Source organism: Pseudomonas sp. Leaf58 (genome assembly GCF_003627215.1).
Lineage (GTDB): Bacteria > Pseudomonadota > Gammaproteobacteria > Pseudomonadales > Pseudomonadaceae > Aquipseudomonas.
Genome location: NZ_CP032677.1, coordinates 4,471,811 through 4,486,571 on the forward strand (window position 1 = coordinate 4,471,811; position 14,761 = coordinate 4,486,571).

At 61.6% G+C, this 14,761-nt stretch carries 12 protein-coding genes; 6 read left to right on the plus strand and 6 right to left on the minus strand.

Annotated elements, in window-relative coordinates:
* Window positions 1-780: a peroxide stress protein YaaA gene (gene yaaA, locus DV532_RS20830; protein ID WP_056801753.1), complete on the plus strand. Its 780-nt coding sequence runs from the start codon at window positions 1-3 to the stop codon at window positions 778-780.
* Window positions 781-965: 185 nt separating this feature from the next.
* Here the strand turns inward: yaaA and DV532_RS20835 are convergent, their stop codons facing one another.
* From DV532_RS20835 to DV532_RS20860, 6 genes are all read right to left on the minus strand, one after another.
* Complete coding sequence (locus DV532_RS20835) at window positions 966-2,180, minus strand: efflux RND transporter periplasmic adaptor subunit (RefSeq protein WP_082477014.1); 1,215 nt, start codon at window positions 2,178-2,180, stop codon at window positions 966-968.
* Entirely contained in the window at window positions 2,173-3,630 is a 1,458-nt protein-coding gene (locus DV532_RS20840; protein WP_056801749.1) for a TolC family protein, read from the minus strand. Before DV532_RS20840 ends, DV532_RS20835 begins: the two co-directional genes overlap by 8 nt.
* Window positions 3,623-4,792: an ABC transporter permease gene (locus tag DV532_RS20845; RefSeq protein WP_056801747.1), complete on the minus strand. Its 1,170-nt coding sequence runs from the start codon at window positions 4,790-4,792 to the stop codon at window positions 3,623-3,625. The genes DV532_RS20840 and DV532_RS20845 overlap by 8 nt, the downstream gene beginning before the upstream one ends.
* Window positions 4,785-5,447: an ABC transporter ATP-binding protein gene (locus DV532_RS20850; RefSeq protein ID WP_056801746.1), complete on the minus strand. Its 663-nt coding sequence runs from the start codon at window positions 5,445-5,447 to the stop codon at window positions 4,785-4,787. Before DV532_RS20850 ends, DV532_RS20845 begins: the two co-directional genes overlap by 8 nt.
* A complete protein-coding gene (locus DV532_RS20855) occupies window positions 5,428-6,189 on the minus strand; it encodes a hypothetical protein (protein WP_156675992.1) in 762 nt (253 codons plus the stop codon). The genes DV532_RS20850 and DV532_RS20855 overlap by 20 nt, the downstream gene beginning before the upstream one ends.
* A gap of 94 nt (window positions 6,190-6,283) precedes the next feature.
* Window positions 6,284-6,724 (minus strand): hypothetical protein, encoded by a 441-nt coding sequence (locus DV532_RS20860; RefSeq protein ID WP_056801742.1) that lies wholly within the window; start codon window positions 6,722-6,724, stop codon window positions 6,284-6,286.
* A 931-nt stretch (window positions 6,725-7,655) separates the two neighbouring features.
* Here DV532_RS20860 and DV532_RS20865 point away from each other — a divergent pair.
* From DV532_RS20865 to DV532_RS20885, 5 genes are all read left to right on the plus strand, one after another.
* Window positions 7,656-8,972: a nucleotide sugar dehydrogenase gene (locus DV532_RS20865; protein ID WP_056801740.1), complete on the plus strand. Its 1,317-nt coding sequence runs from the start codon at window positions 7,656-7,658 to the stop codon at window positions 8,970-8,972.
* A 74-nt stretch (window positions 8,973-9,046) separates the two neighbouring features.
* The gene (locus DV532_RS20870; RefSeq protein WP_056801738.1) at window positions 9,047-10,528 is read left to right on the plus strand and encodes a glycosyltransferase family 2 protein; all 1,482 of its coding nucleotides are present in this window, start codon (window positions 9,047-9,049) and stop codon (window positions 10,526-10,528) included.
* A gap of 36 nt (window positions 10,529-10,564) precedes the next feature.
* Window positions 10,565-11,731, plus strand: a complete 1,167-nt coding sequence (locus DV532_RS20875; RefSeq protein WP_056801736.1) for an alginate biosynthesis protein Alg44 — start codon at window positions 10,565-10,567, stop codon at window positions 11,729-11,731.
* A gap of 138 nt (window positions 11,732-11,869) precedes the next feature.
* Entirely contained in the window at window positions 11,870-13,276 is a 1,407-nt protein-coding gene (gene algK, locus DV532_RS20880; RefSeq protein WP_056802243.1) for an alginate biosynthesis TPR repeat lipoprotein AlgK, read from the plus strand.
* On the plus strand, window positions 13,273-14,751 hold the full coding sequence (locus DV532_RS20885; RefSeq protein ID WP_056801734.1) for an alginate export family protein: 1,479 nt from the start codon (window positions 13,273-13,275) through the stop codon (window positions 14,749-14,751). The genes algK and DV532_RS20885 overlap by 4 nt, the downstream gene beginning before the upstream one ends.
* Window positions 14,752-14,761: the final 10 nt, after the last annotated feature.

Consider the following 14,761-nt stretch of genomic DNA (forward strand, 5'->3'; position numbering starts at 1 on the left):
ATGCTGACGGTGATTTCCCCCGCCAAGACCCTCGACTACGACACCCCGCCGGTGACCGAGCGTTTCACCCTGCCCCAGTACCTGGACGACTCCCAGGAATTGATCCAGCAGCTGCGCGACCTGTCGCCTGCGCAGATCAGCCAACTGATGCACCTGTCCGACAAGCTCGCCGGCCTGAATGCCGCGCGCTTCGGCAGCTGGACCCCAAACTTCACCCCGGCCAATGCCAAGCAGGCCCTGCTGGCGTTCAAGGGTGACGTGTACACCGGCCTCGATGCCGAAAGCCTGAGCGAAGACGACTTCAGCTACGCGCAAAACCACCTGCGCATGCTTTCGGGCCTGTACGGCCTGCTGCGCCCGCTCGACCTGATGCAACCCTACCGCCTGGAAATGGGCACCAAGCTGGCCAACGCCCGCGGCAAGGACCTGTATGCCTTCTGGGGCACACGCATCAGCGAATGGCTGAACCAGGCCCTGGCCGAACAGGGCGATGACGTGCTGCTGAACCTGGCCAGCAACGAGTACTTCAGCGCGGTGAAACGCAGTGCCCTGAAGGCCCGGGTGATCAACGTCGACTTCAAGGACCTGAAGAACGGCCAATACAAGATCATCAGCTTCTACGCCAAGAAAGCCCGCGGCATGATGAGCCGCTTTGTGATCGAGCAACGGGTCAATGACCCCGAGCAGCTCAAGCAATTCGATGTGCAGGGCTACTACTACAGTGCCGAGCAGTCCAAGCCTGACCACCTGGTGTTCCTGCGCGATCATCCTGCCGAGTGATCCTGCAACACCCACTTTGCGGGTAAACCCGCTTCCACAGGCACCCCGCTGAGCTCAAGGCCAGCGCAACGCCTGTGGGAGCGGTTTTAGCCGCGAACACCGGCAACGCCGGTGCCATCCCCTGCGCACCTGATTCGTGGGCAAGCCCGCTGCCATACCATTCAACTACCCCAGAAGCCTCGCCTTCAGGGTATTTGCACGAACCCCGTCTCTAGCCCGTTCACCTCGACACCTTGCGCAACGGTAATACCAATAGTGACCGGGACCTTGCGCGGCGCTTGCTCATCACCCTCGCGAAACACCACATAAGTCCTGCCTGCCTCATCCCGCTGCAGTGCCTCGGGAGGAAGCGCAATCGCCCGCTCTCGACGGTGCACTAACAGCGCCAGCTGCGCGCCCATGCCCAGTCGCAAACCCAATTCCGAGGACGCGACAGGCAAATGCAGGTCCACCACGACGTCATACCATGCCCCCTGTCCCGTATCGTTTCGGGCCTGCTGTCCGATCTGACCCAGCCGCCCGCCAAGCACATGGCCTGCGATGATGACCTCAACGTCCACGCCTTCGCGTAAATCGCCCAGGTCGCTTTCCTCCACCTTGGCAACCACCTGCAAACGCTCAAGGCTGCTCAAGGTCAGTAGCGGCATGCCTTGGGTCAGTGCCTGCCCCTCCTGCAGCGGTCGTACAGTACTTGCACCGCTATCTGCACGAACCAGCAGGCCACCAAACGGTGCCCTTACCACCTCTTGGTCACGCCTCGCCACCAACGCTTGCCACCTTGCTTCGGCGTTTTCCAGATCCATTTCGGCAATCGCCAACGCGTCACCCTGCCCCCGTGCCCGGGTCAGTTGCAGCTCCTGCTGCGCATCCAGTAGCGCTTCACGTTGCGCTTGCTGCAACTGCTCAAGGCTCTCGACTTCCATGCGTGCAACGATGCCGCGCTCCAACAGCCGTCGAGTCTCATCCAGCGACGCCTGGCCAGCTGCCAACGCGGCGCGCGCGGTACCCAGCGCACGTATGCTGCGAGCGACCTCCGGGCCGGCCTGCCATGCGCGCAACTGGCCGACCAACGCCCTCGCTTTCAGGCGCTCGGCCTCGGCCTGGCGCACCTGAATATCGATTTGCGTAGTATCCAGGCGCATCAACGGCTGACCGGCGGTCACCTGCTGCCCTTCCTGCACTAGCAGCGACGCCAGCACGCCATCGAAGGGTGCGCTCAGGATTACCTGGCGGCCTGCCTGAAGCCTGCCAACCAGCGCCAGACGAACCTCCAGCCGCTGCGGTTCGACCTGCACCCAGCGTTGCTCAGCCGCTTCGGAGGCATTCGGCCACGCCTGCCAGAGCAGCACTGCCAGAAGGCCCGTCCCTGCGCACAGCACCAGCCACCATCGCCTAGTCATTGAGCGCTACATCCCAACTGTCGAGCGTGGCCCCCAGCACCTGATCCAGCACCACCTGAGCCTCCAGGTAATCCAGGGTCGCGTCGAGATGGGTACTTTGCGCGTAACGCAGATCGCTCTCGAAGCTCAGCACCTGGAAGTTGCTGGAGCGCCCTGAGGCCAATTTCTCCTGCTCGATATCGAGTTTGCGTCGCGACAAGGCCAATGCACGCTCGGCAATTTCCATCTGCCGCCAGCGCACCTGAATATCCCGGACAGCACCGGTCACCTCGCGTTGCAGCTGCTGACGGGATTCGGCCAGGCTCAAGCTCTGCTTATCCGCAGCCACCTGTGCCCGCACCCAGGCCTGACGCCGGCTGAGGTCGCCAATCGGCACCTCCAGCTCAAGCCCAAGATAATGCTCCCAAGAGGCACTTTTGCCTGGCCGCTCGCGCAGCTGGCTAGCACCGCCAACCAGCGACAGATCCCACCACTGGGTATTGCGCGCCACCTGCAGATCTATTGCGGCCTGTTCGCCGGTCACCAACTGCATCAGATAGGCTGGCTGTAGCGCTTCTGCCCGAGCCAGCGCCTGGTCGGCATCTACCTGCAGGCGCTCAACGCGCAGAGACTCCACGGCCCTCAAGGGCGTCGCAAGATCTATGGCCAACAGCTGTGCCAACGCCTGACGGCTCTGCTGCAACTGGTTGCGACTGCCTTCGCGTGCCAGCTCCTGGTTGGCGACTTCGGCCTGTGTCTGGACGATATCGAACGCCGCCATGCGCCCGGCAGTGATCAATGCCCTGTTCACCTCCACCAACTGCCGTGACCGCGCCAGCCCTTCATCCGCGATGCGCAGTTGCTCCTGGGCGCGCAGCAGGCCGCGGTACAGCATGATCGTGCGGCTGATGACATGCGAAACGTCGTCCTTGAGCGCCAGGCGGTTCAATTGCTCAGCCAGGCGCGCGTGACGCAGGGGTGCGCTGGCGATGTCGTGCCCGGCGCCGCGCAACAAGGGCTGAATGATCATGAAGTTCGCCCCGTCACTGTAGCGCCGCCCAGCCCCGTCGGCGCGGGTATGGCCGTATGCCCAGTCAAGGCTCAAACGTGTACCGTAGGGTGTGAGCAGACTGGCTGCCGGGTTCAGCTGTGCCTCCCGATAGCGATCAGCGTGATTGCGATTACCCAAGTAGCGGGCCTTTAGCGACAACTGCGGCATAAACTGGTCACGCGCCACCCGCAGTTCGAACTTCTGTGCGATGCGCTCGAGGTAGGCACTTCGGACCGCGCGGTTGTCGCGCAACGCCAAGGCAATCGCATCAGCCAGCTCCATATCCACGGGTTCGCCGTGCATGGCCGACAGGGCACTCACCGGTGACGCGTACGGCAAAGCCGGGCGAGACGGCAGCAGGCCGCTATCGGCCATTGCCAGCAGCGGCGACATCAGCGCCATCACCAGCCACCTAGTCATCACGTAATGCCTCTACGGGCTGCAGCCGCGCTGCGGCCAGCGCAGGCTGCAAACCGAAGAACAGCGCGAGCATCAACGAGGCGCCCATGCTCACAGGTAGCGACCCTGCATGGAATGCAAAGCTCCACCCAGAAGCCAGCGCGAACAACCAGGCGGCGGCTAATCCGAGCAACGCACCCAGCAACGCCCCGGCTATCGACAGCAGCAGCGCTTCAAGCAGGAACAACCAGGCGATATCGCGACCCCGTGCGCCCAAGGCCAGGCGCACGCCGATTTCGCGGCGGCGCTGCGCCACGTTCATCACCATGACATTCATCACCCCGACCCCGCCGAGCACCAACGCGATGGCCGCGGTGCCCGCCAGCATCCAGGTCATCATCCGTGACTGGCCGGCCATGCTTTCCAGCATCTGCCGGGGCAGTTGAACATCCACCTCATGCCGGGGCAGGCGAGCCTGCAGGTACTGCGCCAGCGACCGGGCGGCCTGGGTCAAGGTCGCAGCATCGGCCCCCTGCGCGATGAGCGTACCGACCTCCGGAGCAGGGTTCAGACGACGCATGCCGGCCACTGGCATCAGCACCGCGTCATCGAAATTGACCGGCAGCATGGGGTTGTACCCCCGTGGCGCAAGCACACCAATCACATCGAACAGGTAGGCTCCCAGTTGCACGCGCTCACCACTGCTCACCCGCAACTGGCTGGCCAGCGAAGCCCCTAGCAGTACATGCGCGGCCAGGTCATCGTAATGGGACAGCAATCGTCCCTGTTCAACCCGAAGATCCAGGACTTCGCTCAGGTGCGCGGTACTCCCGGCGACCACCGCTTCGATGCTCACCCCATCGAACTGCACGGTATCCACGCCGGTTGCCAACGGTGCCAGTGCACGAATGCCCGGCGGCAAACGCCCTGGTTCCAGACGCAGAGGCCCGCCTCCTTGGCCAGCGCTTTCAAGATTGACCACCAGCAACTCGCTGCCCAACCCTTGGAACATCTGCCGGACATGCTGCGCCGCGCTATGGCCGATACTCATCAACGCCACAAGGGCGGCACAGCCAACAGCGATGCCAAGCAGTGCAAGCCAGGCCCGGGCGCCCAACTGTTGCACGCTGGCCAGCGCCTCACCGACGCGTTGCGGCCAGCTTGGTCCGTAGGCCTCAAGCATCGAACACGGCGCCGTCGCGCACCTGCAAGCAACGGTCCATGCACTGCGCCATGGCTGGGTCATGGGTGACCATGAGCAAGGTCATGCCCTGCTCACGGTTCAGCGTCGATAGCAGTTGCATGATGTCTTGCGCGGTCTCGCTATCCAGGTTTCCCGTCGGCTCATCGGCAAGCAGTATTCGCGGCCCGGTGACCAATGCCCGAGCAATCGCCACACGCTGGCGCTGGCCGCCGGACAGGTCAGCAGGCCTGTTCTGGGCACGATGGCCCAGACCGACGCTTTCCAGTTGAGCCTTCGCGGCCTGCCGTGCCGAGGCCAGGCGGATACCCCGGTAACTCAGCGGCAGCGCGACATTGTCCAGAACGGACAGGCGGGGCAGCAGATTGAAGCTCTGGAACACGAAGCCCAGCAAGCGATTGCGGGCGATGGCATGTTGGTCGGCAGTGGCATGGGTCATATCGCAGCCGTCCAGTACCAGTCGACCATGACAGGGCTGGTCGAGCAAACCTATCAAGTTGAGTAGCGTGCTTTTACCTGAGCCAGAGGCGCCAATAATGGCGCATGACTGACTTTCAACAAATGATAGCGATACATCATCGAGAATTATCTGGCCATCAATCGAACGCTTCACTGACTCAAGACAAAGATGGCTCATTACCCACCTCCACCTTCTCTGTTAAACGATCCTGATCAGGTCCCCATTCGTTGGCAATCATATCGATCAGCGAAACATTGAACTCAGGCCAATCGATCTCCAATGAACTCAACTGTGTCATCATCACGACTTCATAGTTACCGAACCGAGCTTCTTCGATAGCTGGCAGAGATCGATAATAAGATAAGATTTCCTGGAGACCTTGCTCACTACTACCGCTAGTCTTCCGCTCCGCACTGATATTGTCGCAGATATATACGGACCATTCACAGTAGCGCCTGCTTGTTTCCATTGCTGCGGCCTTACGCTCATTGACAGTAAAAGCTCCGCCCTCATCGTAAGCGATAAGGCTCAACTGCTCCTGACTCAATTGCGCAAACGGATTACCCGCTTTCCCATTAACAAAATCAGTAGCTTGTGTAGCCCTGACAAGCCATTCAGGGTCTTCTGTGTCGGGGATTTCAGCATCATGAGCGACTTTACCGAACTCATAGCCCAGGCCAAAAAGTCGCTCGCGTATTTTAGCCGCCAACGCCGCCAAATCGTTTCTTGACATCTGGCTATCTCGCAAATCTGCACGCTCTGCCGCAGCACTCAACGCCTCGGCCAATGAGGAAATCTGTTCGTCGATCACCGCTTTGGAAGTTTCCACCCCTGCCATGCGGTCAATCGCGACCGAGCGCTCCTGCGCCCCCAAAGCCTGCACACTACGCACCGGCACTCCTGCATATTTTATTTCCATGTACGCCCACCTATCGTAAGCAAATCCAATACTTGACCAGCAGCGCTTCGCCGCAAATTGGCGACGAAGCGGCTAACCTTTTTAGTTGAAATGCTTATTTCATAGTGAACTCGACACGCCATGAATTATCAGCAGAGGTGCCGGTAATATTGGCCGTGCAGGTCGCGCCGCCACTTGGAGTGGCTGTTTTTGTCCATTCGGGCTTCTTAATACCGCCAGGCATTAGACGCATCTGAAACGTAGTACCGAAAGCACATGTTTTGCGTCCCATCGTGTATCGCACCATCGCCGCATTTACATCCGGGCTGACAACACGTTGAACGCCGAAAGCATTCACTATGCCGGGGGGTATCTCCTGAGCCGGGCGAGGAACAGCGATCTGATAGGTGCTGGATTCGTTCGAGGTCACCAGTTTGAGAACCATTGTCTCGGCTCCCTGATTTTTGACGGTTACGTCTACCTTCGGCCCCGCCTGAACCATGCCCGCCATCAGCAACGAAACACTGGCCATCAGAACCTGCGATGTCTTCTTCATGTTTGGCTATCTCTCATCTCTTCCATGCGGTTTATGGATGAGACGCCCTTGGTGACCAACGGCCCCAAGGCTGCCCAAGACGCTCCTTCGTTCATGGACAGCTCCACAGAACGTCCAATCGGCTTAACGGCAGCCGATGACAAAGCCTTAGCTTTAGTGTGGCTTTGCATGTTTCGGCATGTGTCCCCGCTCCGCCTTGCTTTGGGTAAGACCGCAAACCGACATAACGCCATTATTTCGGCGCCAAAAAACCAACACCTTTGCCAATATTGCAAAACGCCATAAGACCGTTCATACCTTTTTTGACGAATTTTGAAAAAAATTTTCTCGTGCTGGCATAAAAATATCTCGCAACAGTTTCGCCCTTTATATACGGGGGGAAACTCCCCGAGTGCTATCAGATTGAAATTGTCCGCCACTGAAAAAATATTTAGAAATCTTTCATCCGCGCTGAACCCACCTCGGAACTTCTGCTACGACGAATCGCTCATAGTCCCGTAACGAATTTCCTGCCCTCGGGTTGTGAGAGATGACTTACAGATGACAACGGCAGGTATCCACGACCGGCCCAACAACTTCGACAGGTATGACGGTAAACCCCGACAGCCTGTCCACGCAGGAGAGAAGCGTCCCTTACAATTCGTCCTAGTGGTTGATTTCAAAGGATTTTTCCAATTGAAAGAACAAGCACAGCAACGCGCCAAGTAGCGCATTGCAATAAAGACGGCTGCATGCCAGGGCACGTTTTTTTAATTAATGGCTTTTTACTGCCACATTTGAGTGCATAACTTTTTGCGCTCCGGATTTATTTTGCCTGCGCTCGGTGAAGTGTGCATTCGCCACAGACCCGTGCGCCCGAAAACTGTTGTTAATCAACCCAGTCCGGCGTTTCCCAGAAGCGCTGACATGATAAACACATGAGGTGATAGCGATGCGTATCAGCATCTTTGGTTTGGGTTATGTGGGTGCGGTCTGTGCGGGCTGCCTGACGGCGCGAGGCCATGAGGTTATTGGTGTGGACGTGTCCAAGACCAAGATCGACCTGATCAACCAGGGGAAATCCCCCATCGTTGAACCTGGCCTGGAAGCACTGCTGCAACAAGGCATCGCCAATGGCCGCCTGCGCGGCACTACCGACTTCGCCGAAGCCATCCGTGCCAGCGACGTGTCGATGATTTGCGTGGGTACGCCCAGCAAGAAGAACGGCGACCTGGGCCTTGAGTACATCGAGTCGGTGTGCCGCGAAATCGGCTACGTGCTACGTGACACCAGCCGCCGCCACACCATCGTGGTGCGCAGCACCGTGCTGCCGGGTACCGTCAAGAACGTGGTTATCCCAATCCTCGAAGACTGCTCGGGCAAAAAGGCCGGGGTCGACTTCGGTGTCGCGGTCAACCCGGAGTTCTTGCGGGAAAGCACCGCGATCAAGGACTACGACCAACCGCCGATGACCGTTATCGGTGAGCTGGACAGCGCCAGCGGCGACGTGCTGCAAGCCCTGTACGAAGAGCTCGACGCGCCGGTGATCCGCAAGCCGATCGAAGTGGCCGAGATGATCAAGTACACCTGCAACGTGTGGCACGCCACCAAGGTCACCTTCGCCAACGAGATCGGCAACATCGCCAAAGCCGTGGGCGTCGATGGCCGCGACGTGATGGACGTGGTCTGCCAGGACAAAGTGCTGAACCTGTCGCAGTACTACATGCGCCCCGGTTTTGCCTTCGGCGGCTCGTGCCTGCCCAAGGACGTGCGTGCCCTCACCTACCGCGCCGCCAGCCTCGATGTACGCGCCCCGCTGCTCGACTCGCTGATGCGCAGTAACGAATCGCAGGTGCAAAACGCTTTCGAACTGATCGAAAGCCACGACAAGCGCAAGGTCGCCCTGCTGGGCCTGAGCTTCAAGGCGGGCACCGACGACCTGCGCGAAAGCCCGCTGGTAGAACTGGCCGAACGCCTGATCGGCAAGGGCTACCAACTGGACATCTACGACGAGAACGTTGAGTACGCCCGGGTTCACGGGGCGAACAAGGACTACATCGAGTCGAAAATCCCGCACGTGTCGTCGCTCCTCAATGCCGACTTCCAGAAGGTGGTCGACAACGCCGACATCATCGTTTTGGGCAACCGTGACGAGCAGTTCCGTGCACTGGCGCAGCAAGCGCCAGCCGGCAAGCACGTGATCGACCTGGTTGGTTTCATGAGCAAACCCACCAGCGCCAGCAGCCGTACCGAAGGCATCTGCTGGTAAGCCCTCGGCTGGGCAGCGCACGCCTCCCCACTTGCGCTGCCCAGCCTTTCCCGAATTCTCGACGGATGCTGAACATGCAAAGGCTCCAGACCGTGCTGTTGCAGTGCGCCGGGTGGCTGCTCTACATGAGCCTGCTCATGCTGATCGCCCTGGCCCTGCCAGCCGATATCTTCGACTCGCAGTCGAAGCACTTCATCTTCCTGGTCGGCGCCGTCGGCATCTGGCGCTATTCCATGGGCGCCACCCATTTCATCCGCGGCATGATCTTCCTCTACGGCGTGTACCCGTACCTGCGCCGCAAGGTGCAGAAAATGGGCGCTGCCACCGACCCGTCGCATGTGTACCTGATGGTCACCAGCTTCCGTATCGAAGCGCTGACCACCGCCCAGGTGTACAGCTCGGTGATCCGCGAGGCGATCAACTGCGGCTTCCCGACCACCGTGGTCTGCTCGCTGGTGGAAATGTCGGATGAACTGCTGGTGAAGAGCCTGTGGGCCAAATACAACCCACCGGCCCACGTCAAGCTGGACATCGTGCGCATCGCCGGTACCGGCAAGCGCGACGGCCTGGCCTACGGCTTTCGCGCCATCTCGCGCATGCTGCCGGACGACAATGCCGTGGTAGCGGTAATCGACGGTGACACCGTGCTGGCCGATGGCGTGGTGCGCAAGACCGTGCCGTGGTTCAAGCTGTTCCCCAACGTCGGCGGCCTGACCACCAACGAATTTTGCGAAGTGCGTGGCGGCTACATCATGAGCGAGTGGCACAAGCTGCGCTTCGCCCAGCGCCACATCAACATGTGCTCGATGGCCTTGTCCAAGCGCGTGTTGACCATGACCGGGCGCATGTCGATGTTCCGCGCCAGCGTGGTGACCAACCCCGAGTTCATCGCCGACGTCGAAAGTGACTCGCTCATGCACTGGCGCCTGGGCCGCTTCAAGTTTCTCACCGGTGACGACAAGTCCAGCTGGTTCAGCCTGATGCGCCTGGGCTACGACACCTTCTACGTGCCGGACGCCGCCATCAACACGGTCGAGCACCCGCCGGAAAAGAGCTTTCTCAAGGCCAGCCGCAAGCTGATGTACCGCTGGTACGGCAACAACCTGCGGCAGAACTCCCGCGCGTTGGGCCTGGGCCTGCGCCGCCTGGGGCTGTTCACCAGCATCGTGCTGTTCGACCAGCGCGTGTCGATGTGGACCAGCCTGTTGGGCCTGACCGTGGCAGTGATCGCCAGTATCAAGTTCGGCCTGGGCTTCCTGCTGGTGTACCTGCTGTGGATCGGCATCACCCGCCTGATCCTCACCATCATGCTGCTGTGCTCCGGCCACAACGTCGGCCCGGCCTACCCGCTGATTCTTTATTACAACCAGATCATCGGCGCGCTGATGAAGATCTACGTGTTCTTCCGCCTCGACAAGCAGTCCTGGACGCGTCAGCCCACTGCCCTCAAGCGTGACCTCGCCAGCTTTCAACAATGGTTCAACACCTGGTCCTCGAGGACCATGACCTTCTCGGCTGCCAGCATCTTCGTTGCTGTGCTGTTCATGGTCGTGTGAGCCCAACCCGGATCGGATCTAACAGGAACAAACCCCATGAATACCGCCGTGAACGTCAATGTCGTGCATGAGTCCGAAGCCCAGCGCCAACACGCTCGGGTGCGCATTCCCGCCAAGCTGCGGTTCCTGGACGCCCAGCGCCAGACCCACGAAGTGAAGGTCGACGACCTTTCCGCCGGTGGCCTGAGCTTCCACACCAAGCAACCCTTGTCGGTGGGCGACGTGCTGCGCGGGCGGCTGCAGTTCACGGTCGACAACCTCGGCCTGACCATCGACATCGAGTTCCAGGTGCGCGCCTACAACCCGAGCAACGGCCGCACCGGCGCGCAGTTCCAGAACCTCGAACCACGCGACATCGCCACGCTGCGCCACATCATCACCTCGCACCTGTCAGGTGAACTGATCAGCATCGGCGATGTGCTCAGCACCCTGCAACGCGACAACTTCACCAAGGCGCGCAAGCAGAAGGATGGCGGCTCCGGCCTAAGCGCCTTCGGTCGCCTCAAAGCAGTCACCGTCACCCTCGGCGTGTTCGTGGTCGGCGTCGCCGCCTTCGGCTTCATCGCCAAGTCGCTGTACGGCATGTACTTCGTCAGCCACGCCCAGGCCGGGGTGGTCGCGGTGCCCACCACCAACATCACCATGCCGCGTGACGGTACCGTGAACAGCTTGGTGGAAAGCGGTGGCCAGATCGCCAAGGGCGCACCGCTGGCCAGCTTCACCACCAGCATGCTGGACATGCTCAAGGGCAACCTGGAAGACGCCCAGCTGGAGCCGGCGAAAATCGAGGAACTGTTCGGCAAGCAACTGTCCGGCACCCTCACCAGCCCCTGCGATTGCGTGGTCGCCCGCCAACTGGTGGACAACGGCCAGTACGCGGCCAAAGGCCAGCCGATCTTTCAGCTGATCCCGCGCACCACCACCCCGATGGTCGAGGCGCGCTTCACTTACCGCCAGTTCGACGAAGTCAAGCCAGGTACCCGGGTCAACTTCCAGGTGGCCGGCGAAGACGAAGTGCGCACCGGCCAGATCGTCAGCAGCGCCAGCCTCAACAGCGAAGACCTGGCCTCTGACATCCGTGTGCAGATCAAGCCCGACAGCGGCCTGCCTGCCGAGCTCGCCGGCCGCCCGGCGTCGGTCAACAGCGACCGTGGCCCCTCGCTGAACTGGCTGATCGACAAAGCCATGGCCCGTGGGCTGTAAGAGGACAAGCCTATGACTAGCAGACAACCTGATACCTGTGGGAGCTGGTTTGCCGGCGATCGAGAGCGCAGCACTCGCCCTGCAAATGTGTCGCCTGCACCGGCCAATCGCCAGCAAGCCAGCTCCCACAAGGTCCGCATGAACCTGGGATTGTGTGCACTGGCTGCCGCCATCACCCTGGCTGGCTGTGCCGGCCTGCCCGACCAGCGCCTGGCCAACGAAGCCATGAAGCGCGGTGACACGGCACTGGCCGAGCGCAACTACAAGGCCCTGGCCGACCTGGGCTATAGCGAGGCGCAAGTGGGCCTGGCCGACATCAAGGTGGCCACCCGCGACCCGTCGAAAATCAAGGAAGCCGAGGCCACCTACCGCGCCGCGGCGGCCATTTCGCCACGTGCCCAGGCGCGCCTGGGCCGCTTGCTGGTGGCCAAGCCCGACAGCACCCAAGCCGAGCGTGTAGAAGCCGAAACCCTGCTCAAGCAAGCGGCCCAACAGGGCGAGGCCAATACCCTGATCCCGCTGGCGATGCTCTACCTCAGCTACCCGCAGAGCTTCCCCAAGGTCAATGCGCAGCAGCAGATCGACCAATGGCGCGCCGCCGGCAACCCGGAAGCAGGCCTGGCCCAAGTGCTGCTGTACCGCACCCAAGGCACCTACGACCAGCACTTGGGCGAAGTGGAAAAAATCTGCAAGGCCGCGCTCGCCACCACCGACATTTGTTACGTAGAGCTGGCCACCGTGTACCAGAAACGCGGCCAGGCTGACCAGCAAGCCGCCCTGCTCGGCCAGCTGAACGCCGCCTACGCCCGTGGCGCCGTGCCGGCCACCCGGGTCGACAGCGTGGCCCGGGTGCTGGCTGACCGCAGCCTCGGCCAAACCGACGAAAAAACCGCCAAGGACCTGCTCGAGCAGGTGGCCCCAGCCAACCCGGCATCCTGGGTCAGCCTGGCGCAACTGGTCTACGACTTCCCCGAGCTGGGCGACACCGACCAACTGCTGGCCTACATCGACAAGGGCCGCGAAGCCGAACAGCCACGCGCCGAACTGCTGCTGGGCCGCCTGTACTACGAAGGCAAAACCCTGCCAGCCGACGCCCAAAAAGCCGAGCAGCACCTGCAGGCCGCTGCCGACGCTGGCGAAGTCAGCGCCCATTACTACCTGGGCCAGCTGTACCGCCGCGGCTACCTGGGCAACGTCGAGCCACAAAAGGCCGTCGACCACCTGTTGGCCGCCGCCCGTGGCGGGCAGAACAGCGCCGACTATGCCCTGGCCCAACTGTTCAGCGAAGGCCACGGCATTCGCCCGCAACCGGGCAATGCCTGGGTGTTCGCCCAGCTGTCGCAGGCCAACCCGACCCCGCAATCGGCAGAAATGCTGCAGCAGCTCGACCAGCAACTGACCCCCGACCAGCGCAGCCAGGCCCAGCAATTGCTGGCGCAGGAAAAGCAGGCACGCGGCAGCATGAACCAAGGCGCCAACAGCACCCTGGCCATCGAAGCCCTGCAAGACGACGAAAAAGAAAGTACCGGTGAGGACTCGCTATGACGCTCAATCCCTTCGTGAAAGCTGGCATCGGCCTGAGCTTCGCCTTGCTGTGGTCCTGCCCGACCCTGGCGCAAATGACCGCTGAGAAAAACGTTGGCCTGGACGTGAAAATCACCGGCCAATCGGAAGACGACCGTGACCTGGGCACCCGCTCTGGCGGTGATGTCAGCGGCCTGGGCCTCGACCTGCGCCCCTGGGTGTATGGCGAGCGTGGCAACTGGAGCGCCTATGCCATGGGCCAGGCCGTCACCGCCACCGACACCATCGAAACCGACACCCTGCGCCAGAACGACGACGGCACCAGCACCGACACCGCCGCCGACGGCCGCGAACAGGACAAGAGCTACCTGGCCATGCGCGAATTCTGGGTCGGCTACAGCGGCCTTACCGCCTACCCCGGCGAGCAGCTGCGCTTGGGTCGCCAGCGCCTGCGCAGCGACGACGGCATGTGGCGTGACACCAACATCGAGGCGCTGAACTGGACCTTCGACACGACCCTGCTCAAGGCCGACCTGGGCGTGGCCCAGCGCTTCAGCGAATACCGCACCGACCTCACCGAGCTAGCCCCGCAAGACAAGGACCGTACGCACCTCTACGGCAACGTCGCCACGCAGTGGACCCCAGGCCACTGGGTGGGCGTACGGGCCCATCACAGCCACGACGGCGGCAGCCTGAAGAACCCCGGCGAAACCGTCGATGCGCTGGACAAAACCCGCACCGGCGACCTCACCTGGTTGGGCCTGGAGGCCAACAGTGACGCCTACAACTGGCGCAACGACCACACCGTCAATTACTGGGGCAGCGTCACCTGGCTGACCGGCGACCGCGACACCCTCAGCAGCCAAGTGGTGGGCGACGACAGCGTGGCCACCGGCAAGCAGAGCGGTGACGTCAACGCCTGGGCCACCGACCTCGGCATCCGCCTGCGCCTCGACCCGCAATGGCAGGTGGGTGCGGCCTACGCCCGTGGCAGCGGCGGTGGTGGCGATGACGGCTCGAGCAACTACGAGCAGACCGGCCTGGAGAGCAACCGCTCCAACTACACCGGTACCCGGTCGCGCGTACACCGCTTCGGTGAAGCCTTCCGCGGTGAGCTGGGCAACCTGCAGGCGGCCACCCTGTTCGCCTCCTGGCAGCTGCGCGACGACTACGACGCCAGCTTCATCTACCACAAGTTCTGGCGTGTCGATGGCAACCAGAACATCGGCTCCAGCGGCATCAACGCGGTGGTCAACGACAACGGCGTGAACCGCCCACTGGTCGATGGCGAAAAAGACCTCGGCCAGGAAATGGACGTGGTCGTGACCAAGTACTTCAAGCAAGGCCTGCTGCCGGCTTCGATGAGCCAGGCCATCGACGAGCCGTCTGCCCTGGTGCGCCTGCGTGCCGGCGTGTTCAAGCCGGGCGACGCCTACGGCAAGGAAGCGGACTCGTACATGCACCGCGCCTTCGTCGATGTGATCTGGCGCTTCTGAGGCCGGTAGG

Excerpts from the sequence above, each read along its gene's own strand:
- yaaA (WP_056801753.1), top strand. The coding sequence starts at position 1 with ATGCTGACGGTGATTTCCCCCGCCAAGACCCTCGACTACGACACCCCG.
- DV532_RS20835 (WP_082477014.1), bottom strand. The coding sequence starts at position 2,180 with ATGACTAGGCGATGGTGGCTGGTGCTGTGCGCAGGGACGGGCCTTCTG.
- DV532_RS20840 (WP_056801749.1), bottom strand. The coding sequence starts at position 3,630 with ATGACTAGGTGGCTGGTGATGGCGCTGATGTCGCCGCTGCTGGCAATG.
- DV532_RS20845 (WP_056801747.1), bottom strand. The coding sequence starts at position 4,792 with ATGCTTGAGGCCTACGGACCAAGCTGGCCGCAACGCGTCGGTGAGGCG.
- DV532_RS20850 (WP_056801746.1), bottom strand. The coding sequence starts at position 5,447 with ATGAGCCATCTTTGTCTTGAGTCAGTGAAGCGTTCGATTGATGGCCAG.
- DV532_RS20855 (WP_156675992.1), bottom strand. The coding sequence starts at position 6,189 with ATGGAAATAAAATATGCAGGAGTGCCGGTGCGTAGTGTGCAGGCTTTG.
- DV532_RS20860 (WP_056801742.1), bottom strand. The coding sequence starts at position 6,724 with ATGAAGAAGACATCGCAGGTTCTGATGGCCAGTGTTTCGTTGCTGATG.
- DV532_RS20865 (WP_056801740.1), top strand. The coding sequence starts at position 7,656 with ATGCGTATCAGCATCTTTGGTTTGGGTTATGTGGGTGCGGTCTGTGCG.
- DV532_RS20870 (WP_056801738.1), top strand. The coding sequence starts at position 9,047 with ATGCAAAGGCTCCAGACCGTGCTGTTGCAGTGCGCCGGGTGGCTGCTC.
- DV532_RS20875 (WP_056801736.1), top strand. The coding sequence starts at position 10,565 with ATGAATACCGCCGTGAACGTCAATGTCGTGCATGAGTCCGAAGCCCAG.
- algK (WP_056802243.1), top strand. The coding sequence starts at position 11,870 with ATGAACCTGGGATTGTGTGCACTGGCTGCCGCCATCACCCTGGCTGGC.
- DV532_RS20885 (WP_056801734.1), top strand. The coding sequence starts at position 13,273 with ATGACGCTCAATCCCTTCGTGAAAGCTGGCATCGGCCTGAGCTTCGCC.